Genomic DNA, 5,208 nt, shown 5'->3' with positions numbered 1-5,208 from the left:
AGTGGACTCGAACCACCGACCCCCACCATGTCAAGGTGATGCTCTAACCAGCTGAGCTACGCGCCTATCGGAAGCTTCGGATTCTACCGGATTCGCCTATGCCCTTCAAACGGCGCTTAGCCACCCCTGAAACAGGGTCGCCACTCCAAGGAAGGACAGGAAACCCACCACATCGGTCACGGCAGTGAGGAAAATGGTGGAAGACTGGGCAGGGTCCTGCCCCAGGCGGGTGAGCAGGAGGGGGATCGCTGCCCCCGCGAGCCCAGCGGCCACCATGGACACCACCATCGCCGCAGCAATGACCGCCACCAACCCGGGGGAGCCGCTCCACAGGTACACCCCCAAAGCGCAGGTGGCCGCCACCGCTAGGCCGTTCAGGAGCCCCACCCGGACCTCCTTGAACACGACCCAAGAAAGATGCCGCGGGCTGATTTCCCGCAGGGCCAGACCGCGCATGGTGACCGCCAGGGCCTGGCCGCCGGCGTTACCCGACTGTCCGGCCACCACGGGCATCAACACCGCCAGGGCGGTCACCTGGGCGATGGTGTTCTCAAACAGCCCCACCACCGAAGCAGCCAGGAAGGCGGTGGCCAGATTGACGTGCAACCAGGGCAGGCGCTTGACGACCGCGAAGGACACCTTCGACAAGGCCCGCTCATCCTTGCTCGCCCCGACCATGGTCTGGATGTCCACGCTCACTTCCTCCTGCAGCGCAGCCACCAAGGCGCCCTGGTGGATCACGCCGATCAAGCGCCCGGCTACGTTCACCACCGGCAGGGCGGGGACGCGGTGTTGCTCGATGCGCTCCACTACCTCTTCCCTGGGGGCCAGATCGAGCACCGCCGCCGTCACCGGGCGGGAGAGCTGCGCGAGGATTTCCTCCGGCAGCGCCACCGCCAGATCCTGCAATTCCACCCGGCCCGCCAGACGCCCTGCCTCGTCCACCAGGAACAACTCCCGCAGGGCCCGGGTCCGGCGGAAGCCCTTCATTCGGGCAAGCGCCTCCGCCACGGTCATCTCGGGCCGCAAGCCCACGACCCGAGGATCCATGAGCCGGCCCGCCGAGTCGGGGGGATAGGCCATGAGCCGCTGCGCCAGCTTGGCCGCTGCCGGTTCCATCCGAGCGAGCCAGCGGGTCCGAGCCTGCGCCTCCAAGCGCAGCAACAGTTCGGCGGCCAGCGGCGGATCCATTTCCGAGAACAGGCGCGCCACCGTCGCCTCGGGCAGGCACTCGAGCAACCGCTCCTGCACGTCCGCCGCCAACTGCTCCCACACCGGCACCACCCGGGCCAGGGGATGGGCGGCGATCACCTCCGCCGCTTCCTCCGCGGGCATGGCCTCCAGGCGACGGGCAGCCTCCCGGGGATAATCCTTAAGATAGCGACCCTCCAGGGCCGATTCCGCAGGCAGGCGAAGCTCAGCGCTCATTGGGATTCCTCATTCCATTGATGGGTCGTACGGCGGGCAAGACTTCCAATATCATCTGGACGAGGGTGGCAAAGACTTGCCAGTAGGCGCTGGCGAGCCCCACTGTCGGGTTGGCGCCTTCAGCAGCCTGGGCGGGCAAGGACTTGCTGGCCTGCAAGAGGCCGCGATGGAACCGGCCCACGAGCCGGTTGTCCCGCTCCACCACCGGCAGCGCGTGAAGCTCCGCCCAGCCGGGGTGCTGCGCCACCGAGGCCACAGTGGCCTGGGCAAACACTGCATGCACCGCAGGTCGCATCAGCCTTGCCAGGGTGTCCCTCGGTGCCGCCTTGACCAAGACCGCCAAGGGAACGACGCCCAGCAGACGCCGCTCTCCGTTGACCACAAACAGGGCGTCTGCCGGATCTCCATCGAAAGCGCGCACTTGGGCGAGCGCCTCCGCTGCCAGGGTCTCCGGGGAGAACGCCGGGGGCCAGGGATCCATCGCCGCACCGCAGGTGCCCCGGGGATAGCCGATCAGCAGGCGCAGGGCGACAGCCGTGGCGACCGGCAGCGCTTGGAGCAGCCGGGCCTGGCGCTCGCTCGGAAGCTGCTGCAGCAATCGAGCCGCCTCCTGTGGACCGAGGCGCTCCATCAGCGCGAGGGCCGTTTTCTCCTCCAACACGGCAAGGAGTCTTCCCCCATAGAGGGGCGCCATGTGCCGCAGGAGTGGGGCGCCCAGCCGCGGGGGCAGCCGCGCCACGAAAGCAGCGCTCTCGGGCACAGGCAACCCCTCCAGCACCCGGGCCGCCTCGGCCGGATGGTCTCCCACGAAGGCCAGGGTAAGCCCGCTCACCTCAGGCGTTCCCGTCCCGCTCGGTGAGCAGCACGATCGGCTCCTCGTTGAACACCTTGGCCGGGACGGTGATCCGACCCTCCTCCACCTCCAGTACGATCGACACCGGGGTGAGATCCAGAATCGTCCCTTCCAGGCCGCCCACCCGGATGCGCTGCCCCACGCCGAAGGTCTGGCGCAGATAATGGGCGCCGATCAAGTTGGCCACGTAGGCCCGCGCACCCAGGCTCACTGCGAGCGCGACACCCCCGATCACGGCAGCCATTACCACGGCGGCCAAGATGACCAGGAAGGTGATCTTGACCCCGATCTGGTCGGCGCCGATCACGAGGGCGCTGGTGAGGAGGGTGACCTGGACCATGCGGGCGAGCAGGGCCCGCTGGGCCTGCGGCAGGGTGGACAAGGTCGCCGCGGTCAGGTCCCGGGCGAGCCCTGACAGGAGCACGCCCGCCAGGATGATCAAGGCCCCTGCCACCAGGGTGGGCACGTAGGCCACCAGCCCCGTGAGCCAGGAAGAAAAAATGTCCAAGCCCAGCACGTGGCTCGCCGCGGCGGCAAAGAAGAGGATTACCACCCAGAACAGCACGCCGCCCACCCCCTCCGCTGTGGCGGAAGGGAGGCGGGGCGGCTCGACACCACGAGCTCGGGACAGTCGGTAGAGCAGCAGCTCCAGCACGCCGGTCAGCCGCACCGCCACCCTCCGCAGAAGGCGCGCCGCGAGCCAGCCCGCGAGCAGGAGCCCGACCGCGCCGAGAAGGCCCGGCACGGTGCTGGCGAGGCGCTCCCCCACCTCCAGGAAGGCGTTCTCCAGGGACGCGCCGAGTCTGTCCCACGCCGTCATGGGTCCTCCTCCCTTGCGCGATTCAGCGCCGGAGTGCGTGCACCACGCCCGGCACCTCCCTCACCAGGGCGAGCAGGCGCTTCAACTGTTCCAGGTTGGCAACGCGCAAGGTAAAGAACATGCGCGCTCCCGATCCCCGGGTGAGGGTGTTGGCCGCGGTGATGTTGATTCGCTCCCGAGCCACCACCTCGTAGATGTCCCGCAGCAGCCCCGGCCGGTCGTTCGCCTCCACCACCACGTCGGTTTCGAAGGTCATCCCTTCGCTCACCCGCCAGGTGGCGTCCATCACCCGGTCGGGATGGCGCTCGATCAGCTTGGCGAGGGTGGTGCAGCCCTGGCGGTGGACCGACACCCCGCGGCCGCGGGTCACGTAACCGAGGATCGGGTCGGGCGGCGCCGGCCGGCAGCAGCGGGCGAAAACGGTGAGCAAGTCCCCCACCCCGCCCACCAGGATGCCCGTGGCCGACGGGGCGGCCTGGGGGCGCGGCCCCAGCGCTTCCTCCTGGGCTGCCGGGGCGACTTTTTCCCCCAGGGCCTGGGCCAGCGCCCGCTGGTTCACGTCTCCGCGAGCCACTGCTGCAAAGAGTTCCTCCACCTTGGAGAAATGAAGCCGCTGGGCCACCTGCTCCAGACCCATGGCCGTGAGGCCCCGGCGGGAGAGCTCTCGCTCTACGATCGCTCGGCCCTCGGCCAAGGTCTGACCGAGCTCCAGGCTCTTGAAATACTGCCGTACCTTGGCGCGAGCGCGGGCGCTGCGGAGGTAGCCCAGCTCGGGATTCAGCCAGTCCCGGGATGGCCCGCCCTGCTTGGCGGCGATGATCTCCACCCGCTGGCCGTTCTCCAGGCGATAAGTGAGGGGCACGATGGCCCCATTCACGCGGGCGCCACGGCAGCGGTGCCCCAGGTCGGTGTGCACGGCGTAGGCGAAGTCCACCGGGGTCGAGCCCCGGGGCAGGTCGATCACTCGTCCTTGGGGTGTGAGCACGTAGACCGTGTCCTGGAAGAGAGCGGTCTTGAACTGCTCGGCCAGCTCTGCGCTATCGGCAAGCTCGTCTTTCCACTCGAGCAATTGCCGCACCCAGGCAATCTTGTCGTCGTAGCGGGGATCCTTCCGGCCCCCTTCCTTGTAGCGCCAATGGGCGGCCACCCCCAGCTCCGAGTGCTGGTGCATCTCGAAGGTGCGGATCTGCACTTCCAGTGCCTTGCCCTCTGGACCGATGACGGCGGTATGGAGGGAACGGTAATGGTTGCCCTTGGGCTTGGCGATGTAGTCATCGAACTCCTTGGGAATCGGCGTCCACAGGTTGTGCACCACTCCCAGCGCGGAGTAGCAGTCCTTCACCTCCTTCACCAGGATGCGCACCGCCCGAGCGTCGTAGATCTCCTCGAAGGGCACCCGCTTGCGGCGCATTTTCTTGACGATGCTGTAGATGTGCTTGGGCCGCCCGGTGATCTCGGCCTGAACCCCGGCACGGGCCAGCTCTTCCCTGAGCACCACGATCACGCGTCCGATGTAGCGCTCCCGGTCCACCCGCCGCTCGTCGAGCTGGGCGGCGATCTTCTTGTAAAGGGCAGGCTCCAGGAGGGAGAAGGCCCGATCCTCGAGCTCCCACTTGAGCTGCCACACCCCGAGCCGGTTGGCGAGGGGGGCAAAGATATCCAGCGTCTCCCGGGCGATCGCCCGGGCGGCGTCGCTGGAGGCCGCCGCCCAGGAGCCCGCCAGGGCCCGCAGGGTCTGGAGCTGGTCGGCCAGCTTGATCAGCACCACCCGCAAATCCTCCACCATGGCAAGCAGCATTTTGCGCAAAGCTTCTGCCTGCCCCTGCTGAGCGGCCGTGCCGGATAGGGCGTGGATCTGGCCCATGCGAGCAACCCCCTCCGTGAGCCGCGCGATGGCGGGAGAAAATTCCGATGCGAGCCTCTCCGCGGCGTTTTCCATCCGGCCCGGGGCGTCCATGAGGAGCGCCGCCGCCAGCGCATCCGCGTCAAGCCGCAACTGGTCGAGGATCTCCATGACCCCCAGCGCGTGCTCCAGCAACCCCTCCCCGGTCGGTCGCCGAGCATCGCCGTAGAGGGCCTGCGCCTTCTCGAGCGCCCGGCTAAGCAG

At 68.3% G+C, this 5,208-nt stretch carries 4 protein-coding genes; all 4 read right to left on the bottom strand.

The window, feature by feature from the left end:
* Nucleotides 1-105 precede the first annotated feature (105 nt).
* Nucleotides 106-1,428 (bottom strand): magnesium transporter, encoded by a 1,323-nt coding sequence (mgtE, locus tag V7Q81_RS14515; protein WP_333844684.1) that lies wholly within the window; start codon nt 1,426-1,428, stop codon nt 106-108.
* On the bottom strand, nt 1,418-2,260 hold the full coding sequence (locus tag V7Q81_RS14510; protein WP_333844681.1) for a magnesium transporter MgtE N-terminal domain-containing protein: 843 nt from the start codon (nt 2,258-2,260) through the stop codon (nt 1,418-1,420). The genes mgtE and V7Q81_RS14510 overlap by 11 nt, the downstream gene beginning before the upstream one ends.
* A 1-nt stretch (nt 2,261) precedes the next feature.
* Nucleotides 2,262-3,101, bottom strand: coding sequence for a mechanosensitive ion channel family protein (locus V7Q81_RS14505; protein WP_333844678.1), 840 nt, complete (start codon nt 3,099-3,101; stop codon nt 2,262-2,264).
* A 22-nt stretch (nt 3,102-3,123) separates the two neighbouring features.
* A partial coding sequence (locus tag V7Q81_RS14500; RefSeq protein WP_333844677.1) for a RelA/SpoT family protein occupies nt 3,124-5,208 on the bottom strand: 2,085 nt, incomplete at its 5' end.

Origin of the sequence: Pelomicrobium sp. (assembly GCF_036803785.1) — a bacterium.
Lineage (GTDB): Bacteria > Pseudomonadota > Gammaproteobacteria > Burkholderiales > UBA6910 > Pelomicrobium.
This window is presented reverse-complemented; position numbering and strand designations above follow the sequence as displayed.